We start from the raw sequence: 20,766 nt of genomic DNA, 5'->3' as shown, positions 1-20,766 counted from the left end.
CCAGTTCGAGTCGTGGAAGGCGTCGAATGCCTCACGGGCGGTCTTGTCACTGGTCGCGGTGTAGATCGGCTTCAACGCCTTCGCCACGGCCTTGCGGTCGCCGTAGGACACGAACCGCATCGAGGCTTGCCGGCACGAACGAGCGCTACGGCTCGCTGACGAAATTCCAGTGGGTAGGGACGAGGCACGATGCGCAGCCTTCCAAGAAGGCCCTCGACTCATCAGCCAATCGGGTGACCAACCCATGGGGCACGTCAGAGTGTCAACCAGAGCCTGGGCAGTCCCCTCGGTGCACACCGGGGCCTCCCACAGTGGGATTGGCCAGGAGGGCGGCCCCTGCTCGGTGACCCACGAATCGTGAGTGAGGCCCCGACCCGCAGCCATCTCAGCCCGAGGCGGTCACATCATCCGTCTAGGTCACGAACACCGTGTGGACTCCGGAGGCGGCTAGGGCCACGGCCTCGCGCAGCTCGACGGGGACCCGCTCCGGGCCCGATGGCGAGCGGCGGATAGCCACGCACTCCACTCCCGAGACGCAGCGGACCTGAACCGCCAGGACGTGTGGCGACGATGGCGGGCACAGGTCGTGGCTGATCTGGAGAGTCCACGGCATCGCCACCGAAACCTCCTGACCTGACGGGTAGCTGAGGGTGACCACAGTCTCGGTGCCGAGGTCGTCGACTGCTGTGACGTAGGCGTACCCGTGAGTGTGCTCGGGCAGTGTCTCCAAACTGACTTTGTCACCCATCACTGGCCCTCGCCCCTCAGGTGGCAACCCGATGAGGGTCGGGCGCTCCTGATCCGCGTGGAAGCAGGGTGTCGACGCCCGCTACGACGTCGTTGAGAGAGGTGCCGGTGGGAAACACACCCGAGATGCCGAGCGCCGTCAGCTGGGCGATGTCCCTGCCAGGGACCGTTCCCCCGACGATCACCTTGATGTCCGCGGCTCCCAACGCATTCAGCTCGTCGAGAACCGCCTTCGACAAGCTGACATGAGCGCCACTGAGGATGCTGAGTCCCACAAGCGCAACGTCTTCCTGCATTGCTATCCGGGCGATGTCGCGGGGTCGTTGCCGAATCCCCGTGTAAACAACCTCGAAACCCGCGTCTCGCAGAGCGAGAGCGACAACCTTGGCTCCGCGGTCATGGCCATCAAGCCCAGGCTTTGCCACAAGTACCCGACGGCTCATCAGAGCACCACCGGCTGAGTGAACTCGCCCCAGACGTCCTTGAGTGTGTCCGTCATCTCACCGACAGTGCAATAGGCTTTGGCGCATTCGATGAGCAGCGGCATCAGGTTGACGTCGTCGGCCTGTCCCGCTTCGTGGAGCACCTTCAAGCAGCGAGTCACCTCTCCATCATCGCGCAGGCGCTTCCCGTGTGCCAGGCGCTCCAGTTGGGCGCTCAGTGCCTTCGGGTCCATTTCATAAGCTTCGGTATCCGGGAGTGGTTCTGGAGTCTGGAAGACGTTCACGCCAACGACGGGGCGGACTCCGGCTTCGAGGTCTCGTTGCATGCGGTAGGCACCCTCGCTGATGAGGCGCTGGATGAAACCGTCTTCAATCGACACGACCATCCCGCCGCGCTCCTCGAGCTCGCTCATGATCTTGACGATCTCTCGCTCGGTAGCGTCGGTGAGTTCTTCGACGTAGTAGGAGCCGCCAAGCGGGTCCGCGACACGAGCAACACCGGTCTCATAGGCAAGGATCTGCTGCGTTCTGAGCGCCAAGGTCGTTGACTCCTCCGTGGGCAGAGCAAAGGGCTCGTCCCATGCCGCGGTGAACATCGACTGGACGCCGCCGAGAACCGACGCCATCGACTCGTAGGCCACCCGCACGACGTTGTTCTGGGGCTGCGCGGCGTGGAGTGAAGCGCCGCCGCTGACGCAGCCAAAGCGGAACATCGAGCTCTTGTCCAGAGTTGCGCCGTAGCGCTCGCGCACAATCGTGGCCCATCGTCGTCTTCCCGCCCGATACTTGGCGATCTCCTCGAAGAAGTCCCCATGAGTGTAGAAGAAGAAGGAGATCTGCGGCGCGAACTGGTCAATGGTCATCCGCCCTCGTGAGAGCACCTCGTCGCAGTAGGTCACGCCGTCTTGCAGGGTGAACGCCATCTCCTGGACGGCGCTCGCGCCGGCGTCGCGGAAATGCGCGCCGGCAACAGAGATCGCATTGAAGCGCGGGACCGATTCGGCACAGAACTCAATCGTGTCAGCGATCAGTCGCAAGGATGGCCGCGGCGGCCAGATCCACGTGCCCCGCGATGCATACTCCTTCAGCACGTCATTCTGGATGGTTCCTCGCAGCTGCTCCCGCGGCACCCCCTGCTGATCACCAACAGCTACGTACATAGCCAGAATGATGGCTGCCGTGCCGTTAATCGTGAAACTGGTGCTGACGGAGCCGAGGTCGATCCCGTCAAAGAGGATCTCCATGTCGCGCATCGTGTCGATGGCGACCCCCACACGTCCGACTTCTCCTTGGACGTCTTCGTCATCGGAGTCGTAGCCGCACTGTGTGGGCAGGTCCAATGCGACCGAGAGTCCAGTCCCTCCCTGGGATAGCAGGTACTTGTAACGAGCGTTTGAGTCTTCAGCGGCCCCGAAGCCGGAGTACTGCCTGAACGTCCAGAGGCGATCGCGATAGCCACCCTGAAAGTTGCCTCGCGTGAAAGGAAATTCGCCCGGATTCGGGAGGTCCGAAGGGTCTGGCCGCGCTGCATAGTGCGGCTCAACCGGGATCCCGGAGTCGGTCATGGTCAGCCAGGGTTCGTCGCTCACTTCGATATTATATCGCAAGATGTCACGCGAAGGAAGCCATCACGGCTTTTCTAACGGCGACGGGAACCGTCATCTCTCCAGCACACACGCGAAGAACAATATCTTCGCTCAACTTGAGGTGTCGCCGAAACTCGTCTACTGCAAGCGCGCGGATCGTGTCCATCATTCGCGCGCGCCTCACCTCCTCAAGATCGCCGGCTGACAACCATGCCCAGTGAGCGTCAAGGGCTGCGACGACGTCATCCACCGCGGAGTTCGACGCCACAGACGAAACGACGGGAGTTCGCCACGCCGCCAGGGGTGACAGCCCGAGCGCGTCTCGAAACTGACGCACCGCCACATCGGCGCCTGGCAGGTCCGCCTTGTTGACGATAACCACGTCAGCTGCCTCCAGGATTCCCGCCTTCACGGCTTGGATGCCGTCGCCAGCCCCGGGCGTTGAGAGGACGAGCGTGGTGTCGCACGCCGCGGCAACCTCCACTTCACTCTGACCGACGCCCACAGTTTCGACCAGCACCACGTCGAAGCCGGTGTTCATCAGCACTGCGATACTCGTAAAGCTGGCCGCCGCCAGCCCACCCAGATGACCTCTTGATGCCATCGAACGGATGAAGACACCATCGTCGCCAGTGTGTGCAAGCATGCGAATGCGATCACCGAGCAGCGCTCCGCCCCCGAACGGGCTTGACGGATCGACGGCCAGGACCGCCACTCGCAGACCAAGGCCTCGAAAATGTGACACGAGCGCGCTCGTCAGGGTGGACTTGCCGCTTCCGGGCGGCCCGGTCACTCCAATGACACGGGCGGTCGAGCCGATCGAGTCGGCGATGGCGCTGCCCACTTCGCGCGGAACTCCTGCGGTCGATTCCTCAGTCATACTCAGGAGCCTGCTCAGGGCTCGGACATCACCGTCGCGCGCCTGCCGCCAGAGGTCGGGTGGGGGGGCTACTTCAGACATCGATCTCACCGCCCGACTCGATGGCTCCAGACTCTCCTGCCTCATAGATGACGCCCCGCTGGGCCAAAGCGGCGATCTCGTCACCGCTGAAGCCAATCTCCTGGAGGACGGCGCGAGTGTCCTGACCCATCACCGGAGCGGGGACTGCACACTGTTGCCCGACTGCGGGGAGAGGGCCGGTGACCGAGCGGTAGGTGCCGTACGGAGCAGTCACGAACTCGCGGACCAGGCCGCGCGCCGCCACATGGGGATCTGCGAGCGCCTCGTGAAGGTTGTTGATCGGAGCACACGGGACACCCGCGGCAGCCAGCATCTCGACACAGTCGGCCTTGCTGAGTGTCCCCAGCACCTGGTCGATGAGGGCGACCACCTGCTCTCGGTGCGTGTTGCGTCCGCCGCTGGTCTGAAACTCCTCTGCGTCGAGTCCAGCCCCAGGAAACGCTCCCGCAAATCGACGCCACATCCCGTCATTTCCTACGAATACAGAGACCCAGCCATCTAGCACCTCGAAGTTCTGTGCCGGGACCAGAGAAGGATGTGCGCCGCGATCGAGACGTGTAGGGACATACCCCGAATTGAGGTGCCATGACGCCAGGTAGCTGAGCATGGAGATCTGCACGTCGTGAAGTGAGACGTCAAGATGCCTACCACGTCCAGATCGAGCCCTCTCCACCAAAGCGGCACAGATCGCCAGTCCCGCTACGAGCCCACCGCTGTGGTCCACGTAGGAGACGCCGGCCTTACCAGGGGGCCCGGCTTCCTCGCCGGTCATGCTCATCACCCCGGTCAGCGCCTGCACCGTGTAGTCATAGGCGGGAGAGGTTGATCGAGGACCAGTTTCCCCGAAACCCGTCAGGGAGCAGGTGATGATGCTCGGGTTGATGGCTGCCAGGGTGGCGTGATCGAGTCCGAGGCGCCCCATAACCCCAGGGCGATAATTGTCGACCACCACGTCCACATGTCGAACGAGGCGCGCGATCACATCGCTGGTTGACTCACTGCCGAAACGGACTGCCAGGGAGCGCTTCCCCGAGTTCAGGGCGGTGAAGTACAGCGATTGCCCCTGCTGCATGTAAGGACCGACACTTCGCGCCTCGTCTGGGCGATCTGGATTCTCCAACTTGATCACGTTCGCACCAAGGTCCGCGAGGGTCATCGTGGCGAACGGGCCGGCCAAGAAGTGCGTCAGATCCAAGATGCGCACCCCGTGCAACATTCCAGGATCAGGGGACTCGACGCTGCGCTTCTTGCTCACGGCTGGTGCTCCTCGGGTAGCGATGGGTTACGTCGTCGCGACGTGGCCAGACGACCGTGATGACCCTACCGGTTGCTGCGATATGATGTCGCGCATCTACGATAGGGGACCCTGTGAGCGACGATGTGACCATCGCAGTAAAGGACGGTGTTGCGCTTGTCACCATCGATCGAGCGCATGCACGTAACGCCATCGCCCAGCAAACCATGACCGAATTGAGCCACGGTCTCGATCAACTTGAGACGAGGGACGACGTGCGCGTGCTCGTACTCCGCGGTGCTGGCGACCGTGCCTTTGTCTCAGGCGGCGACCTGAAGGACCTGGCCACGATCCGAGACGTGGCGAGTGCCGAGTCAATGGCCAGAACCATGCGCCGCCTGCTGGACCGGTTCGCCACGTTCCCTGTACCAGTGATTGGCGCGATCAATGGATCCGCGGTCGGCGGCGGCGCTGAGGTTGCCCTGGCCGCGGACATGCGGGTGGCCGCCGACGACGTGCAGATCGGGTTCGCGCAGGCCAAATTGTCGATCATGCCGGCCTGGGGCGGGGCGGAAAGGCTGGTTGATGTCGTGGGGCGCTCGCGTGCGATCCGGCTGATAGCGACCGGCGAGTCGATCTCGGCCAAGACAGCGGAGGGCTACGGACTGTTCGACGTGGTCTGTCCCCGAAGCGATTTCGAGGACACCTGGAGGGCCTTGGCGCACAAGGTCGCAAGTCTGCCAGTCGACCTCGTCCGATCGATCAAGGACGTCGTCGACGCCGCTCGACCTCATGCACGTCCAGACCTTGAGACCAATGCCGTGACACATTTCGCCCGAGCCTGGGTCAGCGACGCGCACTGGACTGCGGTCGATGCCCTGCGCCCCGCCAGGCCCGCCATCACTACCGCGACCGCGACCGTGACCGCGAGCCACGGCGCGTCAACCCGCGATCCAGGCTGACCTCTGTGGCAGGATGGCTCGGTGTGGGACCAGACAGCCAGGGGCCGTTCGCCGGACGCAGGCCCCTGCGTTCTCAACATCGCAGTCTGGCGGACACCGTCGCGTCGACCTTGCGGGACTTGATTCTCGTAGGTGAGCTGGAGCCGGGTAGGCGGATGACCCAAGACGAGCTGGCCAAGATGCTCGACGTCAGCACCATGCCGGTGCGAGAGGCTCTGCTGAAGCTTTCCTCGCAGGGTTTGATCGAGGCTTCGCCGAACCGCTCTTTCCGTGTCATACGCACGACGCGCAAGGACGTGGAAGATACCTACTGGCAGCACGCAGCCCTGGCCGGCGAGCTCACGCGCCGAGCCTGCGAGAACCGGTCGGGTCCGTTTCTCAAGACCCTCGCGGAGCTTGAGACCGCCTACGAGACAGCCGTGGAGTCCGGGCACCCCGCAGACATCACCTCGGCAAACACGGAGTTTCATCGGGTCATTAACAAGGCCGCAGCCTCACCGCGCCTCGTGTTCATGCTCAACGTGACTCTGGGCTTCATCCCTGGCGCTCTCTACAGCGAGATCCCCGAGTGGGGTGCTCTGTCGGTCAACGCCCACCGGATGATCCTCTCCGCCATGACGGCGGGATACGCCAAGGCCGCGGACCAGGCCGCTTCGGAACACGTCCACGAGGCCGGCAGACTTTTGATCGCAGTCCTCGAAGAGCGAGGTTTGTTCAACAACCAGAACAGCTGAACCCGCCGATCAGTGGGCTCCAGGGCACCCCGGGTGTCAATCTTGTCGGGTGACCTCTCAGTGGCCAGTCGGTGGCTTGCGGCAGCCCTCGAGAGACCTCGGCGCTCGCGGGCCCTCCTGCCTGGCGGGGCGATGGGGTCGAGCCGGCCCAGGTGCGATGGCCATGGTGGGCGACGCCCCTAGGCGCTCGACGGCAACGCGAGACAGGTCCAGGTCCACCGGCCGGTACGTGTGCGAGAGCATCCTCAAGGGAGATGGCATCGATTCCCTGGCCACCAGCTCGGCTGGCATCGCCCCGATGAGGGAATGGGTTGACACCCGCGCTGCACGATATTATATCGTCAGGTGCTTGCCCGCCTACAGGCACTTGATTGAAAGGGACTGAGCATGTCCAGCGAAACGCAGAGCGAAGATGCGAGCCCTCCCCCCGTTCGGTTGATGTTCCACCCGACGATCCATGTGACCTCGCTCGAAGAGTCGGAGGAGTTCTTCGATCGGGTCTTCTCCAGGCCGAGCACGCTCCTCGAGGTGATGCCTGCAGGCAGCGAGCCTCGAAGCAGCGACCAGCCGAAGGGCTACTCGAAGTTCACGCCCATCGCGGAAGTCCTGATCGACTGCGTCGATCCCACGCTGCATGTGACTGACGGGGTCCAGCACTTCGAGTCCGTCGAGAAAGCCACACTCTTTAATCTTGGCTGGTACTGCGACGACATCTTCTCGACCTACAGAGTTCTCAAGGCGCATGGGATCCCCATGACTTCGCAGTTCGGCACTCCAGCAGAGGGTGATGAGCCGCCCACGACGGACCAGGGCGGCAACCTTCGACAGTTCTATCTGCCGCCTGACCAGATGGGGCTGCGCTATCAGTTCCTCCCCTGGATGAGACTGCCCATGGACCACCGGTCGGACCCGGAGTGGACGTTGCCGCCGGTGTCTGAGGACGACCCCCTCGGCATCGAGCGCCTCTCACATCACGTCATCCTCACCAAGCAGCCGGAACGCGCAAAGACGCTCACCGTAGATGCGCTCAAGGGCACGGTCATCCACGAAGGTCGCGACGAAGCTCGTGGCATCGCCGGGCCCTACGTGCAAGTGGCCGATGCAGTCATCCATTACGCGATGCCGGACCAAGACACGCCGGCCGCAGAAGATCTCGCCACCCGTCTTTCGACGGACAAGTATCACGCCATGACCTGGAAGGTTGCCGACCTAGATCGGGTCGAGCGACACCTCCAGAGAATTGGCTTGCCCATCGTTTCAAGGACGATGGATACGATCGTGACATCGGCCGAGGAGGGCCTGGGGGTCGCGTGGGGATTCACGACCAAGCTCGTCCCGGGCGACACACTTCCGACCGGCTGAACCGATATCGAGTCGTGAGTGGTTGACCCTTCGTTCTCCGGCGCTCCATATGGTTGTGTTTGTGGCCTCCGCTGTCGGCTGCTCGAAGTCCACGGGGACACCATCCCAAGCGTGCCACCCACGCACTGGCTCCATCAGAGGACGGGGCGATGGTGGGGACCCATCCTGGTCGTGGTCCCGCACAACCGTTGATAGCGCCATGGGGGATCGCCCGGAACCTTCGAGCCGTTCAGACGGGGAAGTGCGCGGTAAAGATCAGCCGGGCGAGTATGGGCAATCCACGAGGCCAGTCCGGCTCGGCGTCGCGGCGGTGAAATCGCGAACCAGGGCCGGGGCTCGGTAGAGCCCTCATCCTCTTGCGGCGTCCCGCCAGGCGGTGGACTTCGCACGGCGGATGGCCGATGACCAGCGCTTCCTAGAGGCCTCCCGGCCGGCAGGAACAGTTAGAACTCCCCGTCGGTCGCCCTCCGGACGACCAGTCGGGTCCAGGCGCCGACGTAGACCCGGTCGTCGGGGGCAATCTCCTGCTTCTGCCCGACGGGGATCGCCGTTGTGGGCAGCGGGCCGACGGAGTCGCCGACGAAAGTGCCGTTGGAGGAGCCGAGGTCCTCGACGAACCAGCGGGTGCCGTCGGTGGTGAGCTGCGCGTGACGGCGGCTGATGCCGTTGTCGGAGGACAGGTCGATGTCGGGGGTGATGTTGCGGCTGCGCGAGGCCCTGCCAATGAGGACCGAGGTGTGCCGCAGCGGTACGACGGTCGGCAGGCCGGGCGAGGGCAGCGGGTCGGTGCTCTTCTGGTCGGCGTACCAGTCGGGGTCGATCCAGACCTCCGCGACCCAGGAGTCCGCCGGCGCCGGCGCGGGGTTGGCGTCCGCGGCGGGCGCGGCGGCCGCAGGGGCCGGGGCGGACGGGGACGACACGTCGAGCGGGTTGAGCGGGCGCGGGAGCGTCCCGGTCGTGAAGTCGTAGCCGCAGGCCTCGCAGAACAGGGCGTTGGGCGGGTTGGCCGCCGAGCAGTGCGGGCACGCCGCCGTGTCCGGCGCGGCCGGCTCGACCACCGGGAGCGTGCCGGTCGCGTCGGCCCCGTCCGCGGGCATCACGATCCCGCACACGTCGCAGTAGTCGGTGGCGGCGGTGTCGTGGCCCGCCGGGCAGACGCTCACTTCTTGATCCGGGTCGTCTTGGTCGACGCGGTGTCGAGCGCCATCTCGTCGGCCTTCGCGATCGCGGCCTTGAGCCGCACGGTGCCCTCATGCTCGTCGGTGATGTCGACGACCTTGCGGAGCTTGGAGGTGGCCTCGTCGTTGCCGGTCTCCGCGGCCAGCTGGACGGCGCGGCCGAGCTTGGTCGTGGCCGTGGCCTCGTCGCCCGCGGCCTTGGCCGCCAGCCCCTCCTGGATCATCGAGGCCAGCTCGGTCTGCCCGGTGTAGTGGGCGACCTGCTGGTCGATGCGCGTGGTGAGCTCGGAGTTGTTGGACCAGGTTGCCTTGACCAGCGCCTGGGCCACGACGTTGTCGCCCAGCGCGAGCTGGACGCGGGCGGCCAGCTGCTCCTGCCCGATCGCCTTGGCGGCCACGCGGACGGCGACGTGGTAGTCGCGCGACTCGTCGGCCCAGGCCCCGGTGGGATAGGCGCCCGTGAGCGGGTTGACCTCGACGCGGCGGTCGGTGAGGTCCTCGACGGTCGGCGACACCTGCCGGACGAACAGCACCTGCGCGCCCTGCGGCGTCCACAGCCGCAGCTGCGCGTCGGCGACGCCGCGCGACATGGAGGTGCGCATCATCTCCTGGAACTGCGCCTGCATCTGCGAGGGCTCCGGGATGATGTCGACGGTGCCGAGCAGCGCCTGGGCGATGCGCCGGATCTCCTCGACCTGCCAGTCGGTGCCCGCGCCGCGGCAGTCGCACTGGAAGACGCCGGTGGCCCGGCGGATCGCGGCGTCGAGCGAGCCGGGCTGCTCGCGGTTCTCGCCGTCGGTGAGCAGGATCGCGTGCCGCTGGGTCACCTCGGGCACCGAGGCGAACAGGGTGCCGGCCAGGTCGAGCCAGGTGCTGATCGCCGTGCCGCCGCTGCCGACGAAGCGGCCCACCGCGGCGGCCGCCTCCTGGCGGGTGCGCGCGTCGGCCTGGACCATGCCCGGCCCGGTGGACACCTGCGGGTAGGCCAGCATCGCGCGGTCCGAGCCGGCGACGACGGCGAACCAGGTGCCGTCGACGATCTCGGCGATCGCGGCCTGAGCGGCCTGCTTGGCGGCGGCCATCGTCTGCGGGCCCATGGACCCGGAGGTGTCGACGATGATGATCTCGCCGGCGGAGCCACCGCCCGACTGCCCGGCCGTCCCGGCCCCCGTGCATGTGACCGTGACGATCGCGTTGACGTCCGTCCCGCCGTCGGGCAGGAACTCGTTCTGGTAGACGGCGGCGGTGAACTCAGCCATGGGTCTCCTCCTGGGGTACGGCGGGCTGGGCAGCATTGTGCCCCGCGGGGGGCCCGTCCAGTCGTGCCAGCGTGACGGTGATGTTGTCGATGCCGCCCTGGGCGTTGGCCCAGTCGGTCAGCGCGAGCGCGAGATCCGCCGGAGCGGTGGCCCCGCTGGCCGCGACCTGGGCGGCCAGCGCGTCGGCCTCCGAGGCGTAGTTCCACAGTCCGTCGGAGCAGACCAGCACCCAGCCGGGTCCCGCGACCTGGAGCTGGCCGACGCGCGGGGTGAGGTCGCGCGCGTCGCGGCCGAGCCACTTGGTGATCGCGTGTGCCTGGGCCGAGGTCTCGGCCTGCTGGCGCGGCGTGCCCGCCGCGATCAGCTGCTGGGCCACGGAGTCGTCGACGGAGAGCTGGACGCCGGGGGCGCCGTCGGGCAGCCAGTAGGCGCGCGAGTCGCCGACGTTGGCGAACGACAGCATCGAGCCCTCGACGACCACGCACACGAACGTCGCCGACGGTGGACTGGGCGAGCCGGCGGGAGTCGTGGCGACGACGGCCTCGTTGGCGGCCAGGACCGCCTCGCTGAAGACCTTGGTCACGGCGGCGAGCCGGCTCTCCGGCGTGCCCATCCCCTGGGGCAGCGGGGTGCGCAGCACCTCGCGCGCGGCGCGGGCGCCGGCCAGCGAGGCCAGGTGGGAGTCGTCGGTGTTGGAGACGCCGTCCAGCACCAGGAGCACCGCGCGCTCCCCCGGGGTCGGCGAGGCCAGCAGCGCCATGGCGTCCTCGTTGCGACTGTGGCGGATGCCGCGGTCGCAGACCCCCGCGACCCAGTCGGCAGGCGCCTCACGGAAGTGGTCGCGCTCGCTCGGGGCCTTGGTGCCGCACTGCTCGCAGTAGCCGTCAGGCCCGACCACACCGCCGCAGCTGCGGCACGGGATCCGAGCCGGCGCGGTCGCCACGGGTGCCCCACCGGTGGCGTGGGTGGCGGCGCTGATCGGCGCCACGTCGTCGATCGGGGTGCTCGCGCCGGGCGCCACGGCGCCCTGCAGCGACACCGGGCGCGCGCCCTCGGCAACGGGCGCGGCACCTAGCGAGGCGCCGCAGTCCTCGCAGAAGAGCGTGCCCGCGGGCATCGCGGATCCGCAGGAGGGGCAGGGGGCATCGGTCATGTCAGCGTCCACATCCGTACGGCGTTGGCCTGGTTGACGAGCTCGACGCGCTGTCGCAGCTCGGTGGCGTCGCGGGCCAGGGCGCGGTAGGAGCGCTCCAGCGCGTCCCGCAGCCCCGGCTCGGTGGCCGGGTGAGCGCCTACCCTCGCATCCGGGTGCGGCGCGCCCCGCAGCACCACGTCGAGCGCCTGCTCGAGGATCCGCACCGTGTAGGTCTCCCGGGTGCGCGGGTCCATCGGCACCGACTCGATCGAGCGCATGGCCTGGTCGAGCAGTGCGAGGTCGGTGGCCCCGCCCGAGAGGAGCACGTCGGCGCGCAGCTGGCGGCTCTCGGGGTAGCCCCGGCTGGTCTTGGGCACCATGTCCAGCGCCGCCACGGCACCCTGCGCGTCCTGGCGCTGTGCGCGCACGCGCGCCATGCCGAACGACGCAGGCGCGACGTACGTCGCGTCCGTGGCGGCGCAGGTGGCGTAGAGCCGCTCCGCCACGTCGCCCTGACCGCCCCGCTCGCAGGCCAGCGCCAGCGCCAGCTTGGGGGCGAGCTCGCCGGGCACCTGCTGGTAGACCGCGTTGAACGACGCCGCGGCGCTGTCCCAGTCCTGCAGCTGCAGTGCGGCCAGCCCGTCCATCCACAGTGCGCGCCACTCCCAGGGGTCCTGGGCGAGGAGGTCGGCGGCGTAGCCCCGGGCCTGCGCCGGCTGGTCGAGCTCGAGGGCCGCCTGCGCGCGGGCCAGCCACACCTCGGCGGTCTGCTCCGGCGCCGCCTCCAGGTCCTCGAGCCGCTGCCGCGGGTCCTCCGCGCCGATGCCGGAGAGCCAGGAGTACTGCGCGTCGGTGGTGTCCACCCGCAGCTCGGGCAGGTGCGACCACTCGAGAGCGGACGCCGAGGTCGCGGGCGACTCGAAGAGCACCGAGGCCGCGGAGGTCAGGGCGGTGCCCCTGGTGCGGGCCGCGACCACCTCGCGGAGTACCCCGAGCAGCTGGATGCGCAGCTCGTCGGCCGACGCGAACCGGTCGGCCGGATCGGTGGCGCAGCACTTGGCGATCAGCCAGTAGAGCGAGTCGTGCTCGGCGAAGAGAGGCGTGGACTCCGGCGGGGGCAGCGTGTGCAGGTAGGTGCCCTGGTAGCCACGGAACTCCATGCACAGCACGACCAGGGTGCGCCCGATCGTGTAGATGTCGGAGGCGACGCTCGGCCCGACCTCGGCGACCTCCGGGGCCTGGTAGCCGACGGTGCCGTAGATCGCCGACTCCTGGTCATCGATCCGACGCACGCCGCCGAGGTCGATGAGCTTGACCGCGTCGCCCACCTGGATCAGGTTGTCGGGCTTGAAGTCGCAGTAGACGAGCCCGAGGTCGTGCAGGTACTGGAACGCCGGGAGCACCTCGAGCAGGTAGGCCAGCGCCTGGTCGACCGGGAGCGGGTCGTAGGCGCCGTGGTTGTCCTTCATCCGCTGCTTGAGGATCTGCTTGAGCGACTTGCCGCCGACGTACTCCATGACGATGTAGCCGGCACCCTCGTGGGTGACGAAGTTGTAGATCTCGACGATCAGGGGGTGCTCGACCTGGGCGAGGAACTGCTGCTCGGCGATGGCCGCGGCCAGCGCGTCGGGGTCGCCGGAGTTGAGCAGACCCTTGAGCACGACCCACCGGTCGGAGACGTTGCGGTCCTTCGCGAGGTAGATCCAGCCCAGGCCCCCGTGGGCGATCGCCCCCGCGACCTCGTACTGCCCGCCCACCAGGTCACCGTTCTGCAGCTTGGGCGAGAACGAGAACTCCTGGCCGCACTGCGGGCAGAAGCCCTCGCTGCGGCCGGGCCGGCCGTCACGGGAGCGACCGATCTCGGTGCCGCACTTGGAGCAGACCCGCTTGTCCTCGGGCACGGACGGGTCGGGGTGGATCGCCTTGCTGGCGTCGACCGGCGGCGCCGGAGGTACGACGGTCAGGCCCGCGCCCAGCCGGGCGGCGCGCATCCGCTGCGACCCCGCGCGGGTGCGGTGGGTGGAGGCGGTGCCGGCGGCGCGGCGCGAGCCGATGGCTGCGGACTCGATCTGCGTGGAGGACGTGCGCGCGGAGACCGCGGCGTCGGCGTCGAAGGCGGCCGGGGCGGCGCTGGTGCCGGCCATGCCGCAGGTGTCGCAGTAGCCGTCGGTGACGGTCCCCTGGCAGCCCGGCTGGCCGCAGGGCGAGCCGTCGGCGACGGGCGCGCTCGGGGCCGCCGGCGCGGCGGGAGTCGGGGTCCCGGTCGAGACGGCGGCCGCCGCGGAGGCGCCCGGGGCAGCGGCCATGCCGCAGACGTCGCAGTAGCCGTCGGCGATGGTGCCCGTGCAACCGGGCTGGGTGCAGGTGCTCATGCGGTCTCCTGCTGGTGGGCGGACTGGGCCTGGGTGAGCCATGCCTGGTAGGTCGAGACGAGCTGGCGGGAGACCGCCATCGGTGCGGGCTCGCGGGCGAGGACCTGGCGGGCCAGGCGCTCGCTGTCGCGCAGGTCGTCGTGCTCGGCGACGCCCAGCGCACGGGCCTTCGCGGTGTAGGCGTCGAGCAGGGCGACCAGGTCGTCGCGCTCGGCCAGCGCGGCGGCGTACCGCTCCTGTGCCAGGCTCATCGCCTGACCGACCCGGTCCAGGCGGGCCAGGTACGGCCCGATCTGCTCGGGGGTGTTGGGGATCGGGCCGAGGGCGTCGACGTCGGGCACGGCGTAGCGGGGCGCCGGGTCGACGGTGCGCACGCAGGTCTCGGCCAGGTGGGCGAGCGCAGCCTCGCGGGCCTCCAGGTCGGCACGCAGCTCACGGGCCTGCTGGACCTGGCCGCGCGCCTCGCGGCGGCGCGCGTTGCCGACGATCAGGTCGCGCTCGAAGCGGGTGGCGTCGATCTCGAGCGGGCCGAGCAGCCCCCCGACGTCGGCGCCCCGCTGCGCCTTGTCGGCGACGACCTCCAGGCGGCTCATCAGCCCGGCGAGCTCGCGGACGGCGGCGTCGCGGCCCGTGGCCGGCTCCAGCGCCACCTGGTCGCGCAGCCGCTCGCACTGCGCGCGCAGGTCCTTGATCCGGGCGGCGGCCGCGTCGGCGCCCGGAACCAGTGCGAGCCGGGTGCGCAGCTGTCCGGCCAGCGCGTCGGAGAGGCGGCAGGCCTCGGGCAGCGAGACCACCAAGCCACCGGGCAGCGAGCTGGCGCCGTCCAGCCGCCCCCAGACCAGGGTGGAGATCCGCTCGCGCTCGGCCTGCAGCACCCGGCCACCGTCCCAGGTCGCGAACACCAGCTGGTAGCGGTCGGAGACGGCCTTCCACAGCGCCAGCGAGAGCGCCATGTCGGAGGCGACGTCGGCGCCGCGGTCGGCCGCGAGCGCCGCCTGGTCCAGCTCGTCGAGCTCCGCGCGCCGGCCGCGGACCCAGGCCTCCAGGTCGCCCAGGTAGGCCTGCAGCGCGGCCGGCTCCGGCGCCTGGCCGATCCCCCCGGGGGCCGGGGGCGCGGTCAGCGTCACGGGACCCTGCCGTAGACCGGCGTCGGCTGGACGCCGCCCTTGCCGAGCGTCGGCGCGAGCCAGCGGTCGTAGCTGGCCTGCCAGCTGCCGTCGGCCCGCATCCGCTCCAGCACCCCGTTGACGAACCGCACCAGGTCCACGTCGTCCTCGTGGATGCCGATGCCGTACGGCTCCGCGGTGAACGCCTTCTGCTCGGGCACGACCGCGTACGGGTCCTGGGCGGCCAGCCCCGCCAGCACGGTGTCGTCGCCGGTGATCGCGTCGACCGCGCCCTGCTGGAAGAGCGCCAGGCAGCCGGTGTGGTTGGCGGCCTCCTCGATGAACGCGCCGGGCGCGAGCTCCCTGATGTTGTCCAGGCTCGAGGTGCCGCTCGGCGCGCAGACGGTGACCCCCGACAGCTCGCGCAGCGAGTCGATCCCCTCGTCGGCCAGGTCCTGGCGCACCAGGATCTTCTGCCCGGAGCGGTAGTACTCCGCGGAGAACGCGATGTCCTGCCAGCGGACGCAGTTGATCGTCATGTTGCGCACGACGATGTCCACCTCGCGCTCCTGCAGCGACGTCAGCCGGTCGGCGGCGCTGATGACCTTGAGCTCGTACGCCGACCGGTCGCCGAAGATCGCCTGGGCGACCTGCTCGACCATGTCGATGTCGAAGCCCTCGATCTGGCCGGAGAACGGGTTGTTGGAGGCCAGCAGGTAGGTGTCGGCGGAGACGCCCGCGACCAGCCGACCGCGCTCGCGGATCTCGGCCATCGCGCTCCCGGCCGGGAGGTCGCCCGGCGCCGGCAGCGCCCCCGTGGGCTCATAGGAGCGGGTCGGGTTCTCGTCGGTGAGGCATCCCGGCGGCGTGACCGCCGCCGGTGGCGGCGCGGCCGTGCCGGGCGGCTCGCTCCGGACCTGCGTGTCGTCGTAGCCACCGCAGCCGGAGAGCAGCAGGGCGAGGGCCGCGAGCGCGGCCAGGGGACGTGCGCGCCTGCTCATGCGTACTCCTTTCGCCGCTGCCCGACTCCCCAGGCGACGGCCCCCGCGGACGCGAGGCCCACCAGCAGGCTGACGACCATGAGCATCCAGGCGGTGATGCCTCCCGACCGGAGGCTGTCGGAGGTATCGTCGGCCGCCTCGGCCACGACCTCCTGCGACGCCTGGTCGAACGCGGTGAGGGCGGCGCTGGCGCTCCCGGGCTCGGTGTCGGTGGCGAGGTCGACGGCGGCGTTCCAGTCGCCTTCGTCGTCGCGCGCCACCACGCCCTCGTGCAGCTCCTCGTAGTCCTTCCACAGGAGCCACGTCTCGGGGGAGGCGTCGCGCCGTACGTCGGCGGCCCGCTCCTGCCAGCGCGGCTCGGCGGCGGCGCCGGAGCCGCGGGCGATCAGGCGCAGGCTCTCCTCGGCCTTGGCGTCGTTGGCCGCGGTCCGGGCGGCCGACTCGTCGATCGCCCGGGTGAGGCTGCCGTCGCGGATCGTGTCGTGCTTGCTGGAGGTGCCGGCGCTCACCACGACCGCGATCAGCGTCACCACCGTGATGGCCGCCGCCGCCACGGCCACGCCGACGTTGAGGCGTCGGCGGAAGCGCTTGGCCAGCTCCCGGTTGACCCACCACAGCACCGCCACGGCGGCGAGGCCGACCAGGAAGAGCGGCAGGGTGTTCTGGCCGTCCATCTCCTCGTCGGCGCGCTCGGTGTTGGCGTCCACGAGCGCCTGCAGGATCGGCACGGCGTCGGCGCGCAGGCCGGCGCCGGTCTCCCGGAGGTACTGCGTCCCGATCGGGAAGCCCTGCCGGTTGTTGTCACGGGCCTGCGTGATGCCCGACGCGTAGGCCGCCACCTCGGTGTTGAGCTCGGCCAGCACGGTGCGGTCGGCCGGCTGGGCCTCCGCGGCGGCGGCGATCCCGCGCAGCGCCTGGTCGATCGCGTCGTCGTACTCGGCGCGCTGCTCGGCGTCCTCCAGGCCGCCCACGAGGAAGGCGTTGGTGGCGAGCGCGTCGGCGCGGAACAGCGAGGACTGGATCTGCTGGACCCGCACCACCTGCTCGGTGTTGTCGGCGGCGCGGCCGGTCGCCTGCCAGGCGAGCAGCTGCAGCAGCGCGGCCATCAGGCCGAAGGCCACGCAGGTCGCGACCGCCAGTGCCTGCAGCCGGTTGAGCAGGTGCGGGGTGTCCTCGCTCGCGGGGGCCGGCTGCCCGGCGAGGGCGGCCTGCGTCCGGCTGCGGGTCGCGACCGCGCCCGCCGGCGGTGCCGCGGCGGGCGCCGCCGGAGGGACCGGCTGGCCCTGGGTGGTCTGGGTCATGCGGGCTCCTCCTCGGTCGGGGCGGCGTCCTCGGGCCAGGCGACGGCCTCGGCCGGCCCGTCGGGTGGTTCCTGAGGAGCCGAGGGACGAGGCGTCTCGAAGGGCACGGCCTGGTCCAGGTCGTCGGCGTGCAGCGTGCGCAGCTCCTCGAGCGTCGGCGTCTCGATCTCGCGCAGCCGCCAGGCGTGGCGCCCGATCGCGGCCTCCAGGACGTTGCGGACGTAGCGCGCGTTGCCGAAGCTGGATCCGCGCTCGACCGCGCCGAGCAGCTCGCGCAGCCGGTCGAGGACCGCGTCGTCCACGTCGTACTCCGCGGCACCCGCCATCACGCCGAAGATCCTCGTCAGCTCGTCGTCGGTGTAGTCGGCGAAGTCGATCTGGGTGCGGAAGCGGCTCTCGAGGCCGGGGTTCTGGGAGATGAAGACCGCCATCGGGACCGGGTACCCGGCCACGATCACGACCAGGTCGTCGCGCTTGTCCTCCATCTCCTTGACCAGGGTGTCGATGGCCTCCTGGCCGTACTGGTCGCCAGCGAGCGAGTAGGCCTCGTCGATGAACAGCACCCCGCCCTCCGCCGACGCCACGACCTCGGCTGTCTTCATGGCGGTCTGGCCGAGGTAGCCCGCGACCAGCTCGGAGCGGTCGACCTCGACCAGCTGCCCCTTCGACAGCAGCCCAAGGGCGCGGTAGATGCCGGCCACGAGCCGGGCCACCGTGGTCTTGCCGGTGCCGGGGTTGCCGTTGAAGATCATGTGCCGGGTGATCGTCGGCGAGGACAGCCCCGCCTCCTTGCGCAGCCCCTCCACCCGCAGGATCGCCGCCTGCCGGTGGATCTCGGCCTTCACCTCGGTCAGCCCGACCAGCTCGTCGAGCTCGGCCAGCAGCTCCTCGACGGTCTTGGGCTCGGGCTCTGGCTCGGGCTCGGGCTCCGCGGCCGGCTCGGCCGGGGCAGTTGGCGGAGCCGCCGCCACCGGCGGGGAGGGCTCGGGTCGCGCGCCGGCCTGCTGCAGGTCCAGGTCCGCCAGCTTGCGCTGCACCGTCGTGAGCTGGTCCATCATCTGCGCGAGGAAGTGGTCGCCGACGCCGGGCACCGGCTCGCGCGCCGGCGGCAGATCCAGGGTGGGCGCCGGGCGGGTCTCGCCGAGCTGGGCTGCGGCCGCGGTGGCGGCGTTGCCGACGGTGCGCGGGTTCTCCTCGCCGAGGGTCGCCGCGGCCAGCGCCACGTCCGAGAGCGCCTTGGCGTACGCCGGCGCGTGGGCCGAACCGGACAGCGAGAGCTCGCTCATGGTCGGCGTGGGGGCGGAGCGGTAGCGCCGCCCGCGCGAGGCGGCGTCCATGAAGTCCTCCGACGAGCGCTCGCGCCCGGTCGCCGCGGACCAGTCCACGAAGGCGCCGCGCGCGGGCTCGGCGATCGTCGCGGCCAGGCACTCCCCCTCGCGGCGGGCGGTGGCCGCGTCGACGCCGGCGGTGGCGGCCGCGGCGGCCAGGGCGTCGAGGGCGGCGGTCAGGGACAGCGCGTCAGTCATCGGGGGATCCCCCATCCGGTGAGCCCAGTGTCATGTCGGTGCCACCGGAGTGGCCGAACCTGCTCTCGAGGAACATGCCGTGCGCCAGCAGCGCCTGGGCGTCCGCGCGGTTCGCCGCGTCGAAGATCTTGTCCATCGTCGAGCCGAGCAGCTCGAGCTGGTCGATGAGCACCATCAGCGAGGTTTTGTAGCCGTGGATCGGCCGGGTGTCGGCCCACTCGCGCGGCAGCCTGAGGTAGCCGCCGACGGCCTCGGGCAGGTAGTCGGTCGCGGTCGCCACGACCGAGTAGCTCTCCATGCTGCCCAGCCCGAGGTGGCGCAGCCGGGGCAGGGTGTCGTTGATCGTCCGCGCGATCCGGATGACGCGCGAGGTCACCACCGGCGGCGCGTTGCCCTCGGTGAGCATCGCGTTGACCCGGTTCAGCGACGCCAGGATGTCCTGCTCCGTCGGTGCGGCCGGCACCGCCGGCGCAGCCGCGTCGTCCGGTGCGCGCCGTCTCTTCAGCCACGACCTGAGGCTCAACGTACGTCGGTCAGGTCCAGCGTGCCCGCCGAGTTGCGCGCGTCGTGGGACTGCACCCGCTCGAGGTACTCGCGCGACTTCACGACCTCGCCCTCGAGCACGCCGATGGTGGCCGACATGGAGTCGAGCGCCTTGAGCTTGAAGTCGTCGATCGAGTCCATGGTCGCGTAGATGTTGGCGAACGCCGCCTGCAACTGCTCCATGCCGATCGTCGAGGAGGCGGCCTGCTCCTGGATCGCCGCGCTGTTCTCGCGCAGCATCTCCGAGGTGCGCTGGATCATCCCGGACGTCGTGGTGTTGAGCGCCGTGATCTGATCGAGCACCAGCTTCTGGTTGCCCAGCGCCTGCGCCACGATGACCGCCGTGCGCAGCGCGGAGACGGTGGTCGTGGAGGCCCGGTCGACGCCCTTGATGAGCTCGACGTTGTTCTTGATGATGATGTCGATCGCGAGGTAGCTCTGGATCGACACCGCGAGCTGGGTGAGCAGGTCCTGGTGCTTCTGGCGCACGTAGAACAGGACGTCCTGCGACAGCGCCTTGGCCGCCTCGGGGTCGGACAGCTCGAGCTCGGCGATCTTGGCCGACAGCTTGGCGTCGAGGCGCTCGGCGACGTAGACGTACTGGTTGAGCCGGCCCATGACCGACCACAGGTTGGTCTTCTCCAGGTTGAGCGCGACGTTGTCCTTGGTCAGCTCGTCCTGGCCGTTGCGCAGGCTGTGCAGGATGCCGTTGAGCTGGGTCTGGCTGGACTGGTACTTGCGGAAGTAGTCCTCCACCTTGTCGCCGAACGGCAGCCAGTCCATGAACTTGCGAGCGCCCTTGGCCTCGCTCGGGTCGAGGTCCTCGATCGTGCGGCGCAGCTCGAGCAGGGTCTGGCCGACCTGCGAGCCCTGGGAGAGCCCGCCCTCCTTGAGGGCGCGGACCGGCTGGTTGAGCATCCGGTTGGAGGTCTCGGCGGCCTTGCGGATGTCGGCGTCGCCCATGGTGCGCACGCTCTCGGCCTGCGCGGCGAACTCCGGGCTGCGCGCGGTCGTGCTCGTGAGCGCGGTCATGAAGGAGTCGACCTTGCCGTCGAGATCGGGGATCGCCTCGGGCGAGACCTGCGGCGCCATCTTGGGCGCCTGCGTCTCGACCACCAGCGCCGGGGCCTCGGGGGCGGTGAGGGTCAGCGCCTGGTCGGGCGGGGCCAGCGGAGCGACGGCGGCCGCGGCCTGGGGTTCTCCGGTGGGGTTGGTCATGAGCATCTCCAGGGCGACGTCGGGGGGCTCTGCGAGCCGCATGGGCCAGAGTCTGGCATGCCCGCCGAGGGCGATGCTCAGATGTCGGTCGGCATGGC

General features: G+C 69.4%; 17 protein-coding genes. 3 read left to right on the top strand and 14 right to left on the bottom strand.

Annotated elements, in window-relative coordinates; translation table 11 throughout:
• Window positions 1-764: 764 nt before the first annotated feature.
• From LRP67_RS20530 to LRP67_RS20515, 4 genes are read right to left on the bottom strand one after another with little or no spacing between them, the layout of a single operon-like run.
• Window positions 765-1,190, bottom strand: coding sequence for a cobalamin B12-binding domain-containing protein (locus tag LRP67_RS20530; protein ID WP_231272066.1), 426 nt, complete (start codon window positions 1,188-1,190; stop codon window positions 765-767).
• The gene (locus LRP67_RS20525) at window positions 1,190-2,779 is read right to left on the bottom strand and encodes a methylmalonyl-CoA mutase family protein (protein ID WP_231272064.1); all 1,590 of its coding nucleotides are present in this window, start codon (window positions 2,777-2,779) and stop codon (window positions 1,190-1,192) included. The genes LRP67_RS20530 and LRP67_RS20525 overlap by 1 nt, the downstream gene beginning before the upstream one ends.
• 22 nt (window positions 2,780-2,801) lie before the next feature.
• Window positions 2,802-3,737 (bottom strand): methylmalonyl Co-A mutase-associated GTPase MeaB, encoded by a 936-nt coding sequence (meaB, locus tag LRP67_RS20520; protein WP_269211895.1) that lies wholly within the window; start codon window positions 3,735-3,737, stop codon window positions 2,802-2,804.
• A complete protein-coding gene (locus LRP67_RS20515; protein ID WP_231272061.1) occupies window positions 3,730-4,992 on the bottom strand; it encodes a CaiB/BaiF CoA-transferase family protein in 1,263 nt (420 codons plus the stop codon). The genes meaB and LRP67_RS20515 overlap by 8 nt, the downstream gene beginning before the upstream one ends.
• A gap of 113 nt (window positions 4,993-5,105) precedes the next feature.
• Between LRP67_RS20515 and LRP67_RS20510 the strand changes: the two genes are divergently transcribed.
• From LRP67_RS20510 to LRP67_RS20500, 3 genes are all read left to right on the top strand, one after another.
• Window positions 5,106-5,933 (top strand): enoyl-CoA hydratase/isomerase family protein, encoded by an 828-nt coding sequence (locus tag LRP67_RS20510; protein ID WP_231272059.1) that lies wholly within the window; start codon window positions 5,106-5,108, stop codon window positions 5,931-5,933.
• 5 nt (window positions 5,934-5,938) lie between these two features.
• Entirely contained in the window at window positions 5,939-6,667 is a 729-nt protein-coding gene (locus LRP67_RS20505) for a GntR family transcriptional regulator (protein WP_308189803.1), read from the top strand.
• A gap of 387 nt (window positions 6,668-7,054) precedes the next feature.
• Entirely contained in the window at window positions 7,055-8,029 is a 975-nt protein-coding gene (locus tag LRP67_RS20500) for a hypothetical protein (RefSeq protein WP_231272055.1), read from the top strand.
• Between the two features lie 443 nt (window positions 8,030-8,472).
• Here the strand turns inward: LRP67_RS20500 and LRP67_RS20495 are convergent, their stop codons facing one another.
• From LRP67_RS20495 to LRP67_RS20450, 10 genes are read right to left on the bottom strand one after another with little or no spacing between them, the layout of a single operon-like run.
• A complete protein-coding gene (locus LRP67_RS20495; RefSeq protein ID WP_231272053.1) occupies window positions 8,473-9,192 on the bottom strand; it encodes an FHA domain-containing protein in 720 nt (239 codons plus the stop codon).
• On the bottom strand, window positions 9,189-10,466 hold the full coding sequence (locus LRP67_RS20490) for a VWA domain-containing protein (RefSeq protein ID WP_231272051.1): 1,278 nt from the start codon (window positions 10,464-10,466) through the stop codon (window positions 9,189-9,191). Before LRP67_RS20490 ends, LRP67_RS20495 begins: the two co-directional genes overlap by 4 nt.
• Window positions 10,459-11,619 (bottom strand): PP2C family serine/threonine-protein phosphatase, encoded by a 1,161-nt coding sequence (locus LRP67_RS20485; protein WP_231272049.1) that lies wholly within the window; start codon window positions 11,617-11,619, stop codon window positions 10,459-10,461. The genes LRP67_RS20490 and LRP67_RS20485 overlap by 8 nt, the downstream gene beginning before the upstream one ends.
• Window positions 11,616-13,973 carry a serine/threonine-protein kinase gene (locus LRP67_RS20480; protein ID WP_231272047.1) on the bottom strand — a complete coding sequence of 786 codons (2,358 nt, stop codon included), beginning with the start codon at window positions 13,971-13,973 and terminating at the stop codon, window positions 11,616-11,618. Before LRP67_RS20480 ends, LRP67_RS20485 begins: the two co-directional genes overlap by 4 nt.
• On the bottom strand, window positions 13,970-15,100 hold the full coding sequence (locus tag LRP67_RS20475) for a hypothetical protein (protein ID WP_308189801.1): 1,131 nt from the start codon (window positions 15,098-15,100) through the stop codon (window positions 13,970-13,972). Before LRP67_RS20475 ends, LRP67_RS20480 begins: the two co-directional genes overlap by 4 nt.
• A complete protein-coding gene (locus tag LRP67_RS20470) occupies window positions 15,097-16,080 on the bottom strand; it encodes a glutamate ABC transporter substrate-binding protein (RefSeq protein WP_231272045.1) in 984 nt (327 codons plus the stop codon). Before LRP67_RS20470 ends, LRP67_RS20475 begins: the two co-directional genes overlap by 4 nt.
• Window positions 16,077-17,381, bottom strand: a complete 1,305-nt coding sequence (locus LRP67_RS20465) for a hypothetical protein (protein ID WP_231272044.1) — start codon at window positions 17,379-17,381, stop codon at window positions 16,077-16,079. Before LRP67_RS20465 ends, LRP67_RS20470 begins: the two co-directional genes overlap by 4 nt.
• Window positions 17,378-18,907, bottom strand: coding sequence for an AAA family ATPase (locus tag LRP67_RS20460; RefSeq protein ID WP_231272042.1), 1,530 nt, complete (start codon window positions 18,905-18,907; stop codon window positions 17,378-17,380). The genes LRP67_RS20465 and LRP67_RS20460 overlap by 4 nt, the downstream gene beginning before the upstream one ends.
• Window positions 18,900-19,430 (bottom strand): hypothetical protein, encoded by a 531-nt coding sequence (locus LRP67_RS20455; protein WP_231272040.1) that lies wholly within the window; start codon window positions 19,428-19,430, stop codon window positions 18,900-18,902. Before LRP67_RS20455 ends, LRP67_RS20460 begins: the two co-directional genes overlap by 8 nt.
• The gene (locus LRP67_RS20450; protein ID WP_231272038.1) at window positions 19,427-20,710 is read right to left on the bottom strand and encodes a toxic anion resistance protein; all 1,284 of its coding nucleotides are present in this window, start codon (window positions 20,708-20,710) and stop codon (window positions 19,427-19,429) included. The genes LRP67_RS20455 and LRP67_RS20450 overlap by 4 nt, the downstream gene beginning before the upstream one ends.
• Window positions 20,711-20,766: the final 56 nt, after the last annotated feature.

The organism is Nocardioides sp. cx-169 (assembly GCF_021083605.1).
Classification (GTDB): domain Bacteria; phylum Actinomycetota; class Actinomycetes; order Propionibacteriales; family Nocardioidaceae; genus Nocardioides.
The sequence above is the reverse complement of the archived record's forward strand: the minus strand, read 5'-3'. Positions and strand labels throughout refer to the sequence as shown.

Excerpts from the sequence above, each read along its gene's own strand:
- LRP67_RS20530 (WP_231272066.1), bottom strand. The coding sequence starts at position 1,190 with ATGAGCCGTCGGGTACTTGTGGCAAAGCCTGGGCTTGATGGCCATGAC.
- meaB (WP_269211895.1), bottom strand. The coding sequence starts at position 3,737 with ATGTCTGAAGTAGCCCCCCCACCCGACCTCTGGCGGCAGGCGCGCGAC.
- LRP67_RS20500 (WP_231272055.1), top strand. The coding sequence starts at position 7,055 with ATGTCCAGCGAAACGCAGAGCGAAGATGCGAGCCCTCCCCCCGTTCGG.
- LRP67_RS20490 (WP_231272051.1), bottom strand. The coding sequence starts at position 10,466 with ATGGCTGAGTTCACCGCCGCCGTCTACCAGAACGAGTTCCTGCCCGAC.
- LRP67_RS20485 (WP_231272049.1), bottom strand. The coding sequence starts at position 11,619 with ATGACCGATGCCCCCTGCCCCTCCTGCGGATCCGCGATGCCCGCGGGC.
- LRP67_RS20480 (WP_231272047.1), bottom strand. The coding sequence starts at position 13,973 with ATGAGCACCTGCACCCAGCCCGGTTGCACGGGCACCATCGCCGACGGC.
- LRP67_RS20470 (WP_231272045.1), bottom strand. The coding sequence starts at position 16,080 with ATGAGCAGGCGCGCACGTCCCCTGGCCGCGCTCGCGGCCCTCGCCCTG.
- LRP67_RS20465 (WP_231272044.1), bottom strand. The coding sequence starts at position 17,381 with ATGACCCAGACCACCCAGGGCCAGCCGGTCCCTCCGGCGGCGCCCGCC.
- LRP67_RS20460 (WP_231272042.1), bottom strand. The coding sequence starts at position 18,907 with ATGACTGACGCGCTGTCCCTGACCGCCGCCCTCGACGCCCTGGCCGCC.
- LRP67_RS20450 (WP_231272038.1), bottom strand. The coding sequence starts at position 20,710 with ATGCGGCTCGCAGAGCCCCCCGACGTCGCCCTGGAGATGCTCATGACC.